The organism is Collimonas sp. OK242 (genome assembly GCF_900107095.1).
GTDB lineage: Bacteria > Pseudomonadota > Gammaproteobacteria > Burkholderiales > Burkholderiaceae_D > Collimonas.
This window is the reverse complement of sequence record NZ_FNOR01000056.1, coordinates 1-1,041: the sequence shown is the minus strand read 5'-3', so window position 1 is coordinate 1,041 and position 1,041 is coordinate 1. Positions and strand designations below refer to the sequence as shown.

Genomic DNA, 1,041 nt, shown 5'->3' with positions numbered 1-1,041 from the left:
GTCAGAATAAACCGCTCTCGTGACTTGGATGGCGGTCGTTGAACACGTTATTGATCGTGCCAACGAATTTCTATGTTTTTACACACTCTGGGCCAATAGCTGCCGTCCAGGAACCGTATGGTTATTCATCCAGAACGATTAAAGGATTAGAGATAGGTCTTTCACCTGACCAGTTTTTATCGGTCAGAAACAGAAATTCAGAGATGTTCAGTCGGAATAAAAGAGAAATTCGACCGCCTATTGGGGGAGTTTAGAATTTTGGCAGCATGGCTAGATACTCAAGGAGTAGTGTGTGATTGAACAGGTCGTCCAGATGTTGACTCGAATCCAAACACGGTGGAATTTGGATGAAGTGTTAGCGGAGCTTCCGGGTCGAGGTTTGAAGCTTGTGCAGAGTGCAGGTAAGCGACGTACATTTCAAGATGAGAAGCAGCGGAAATACAGCTTCTACTTCCGCGAAGATGGTTTCATAAGATCTGTTGAAGCTACCTTTGATGTGTATTTCAATGCTGACTCGTTGTCGGAACCAGCTTACCGGCACTTGATCGGCGAGTATGATCGCCGTTTTGAGGAGGCGTTGGGTAAGGTCATTGCGGTGCTGGGGACCGGTAAGGATTACTCGTTAAGCGCGAATGATGGGTTTCCGCACGAAAGAGATGCTATCCGGCGAGCCTGTCAGATTTTCTGTGTGAACGGGGTTATGAAATAATACCGAAAGGGAAATTCCATGACCAACGTAATGACCACAAAGAAACCGAAGAAGCAGAAAGCACCTAGCCTCATCCCGGTCGAGCTGATTGACCAGCTGCTGGCCCAAGTGCAGAACAAGGACGCCGAGTCGATCCTTGGCGAATCTGGGCTGGCCGGGCAGCTCAAGAAGATGCTGGCCGAGCGTATGTTGACAGCGGAGCTGAGCCATCATCTCGCCAGCGAAGGCGAAGCGAGCCAGAACCACCGCAATGGCAGCAGCCCAAAGAAGGTGCTCACGCCAGGCGGCGAACTGCACCTGGACATTCCCCGCGACCGGCTGGCGAGCTTCGA

The 1,041-nt window shown here is 50.7% G+C and carries 2 protein-coding genes; both read left to right on the top strand.

The features are described 5' to 3' along the window. Nucleotides 1-292: 292 nt before the first annotated feature. Nucleotides 293-709: a hypothetical protein gene (locus BLV81_RS23430; protein ID WP_092360285.1), complete on the top strand. Its 417-nt coding sequence runs from the start codon at nt 293-295 to the stop codon at nt 707-709. Nucleotides 710-727: 18 nt separating this feature from the next. After that, a partial coding sequence (locus BLV81_RS23425) for a transposase (protein WP_176992947.1) occupies nt 728-1,041 on the top strand: 314 nt, incomplete at its 3' end.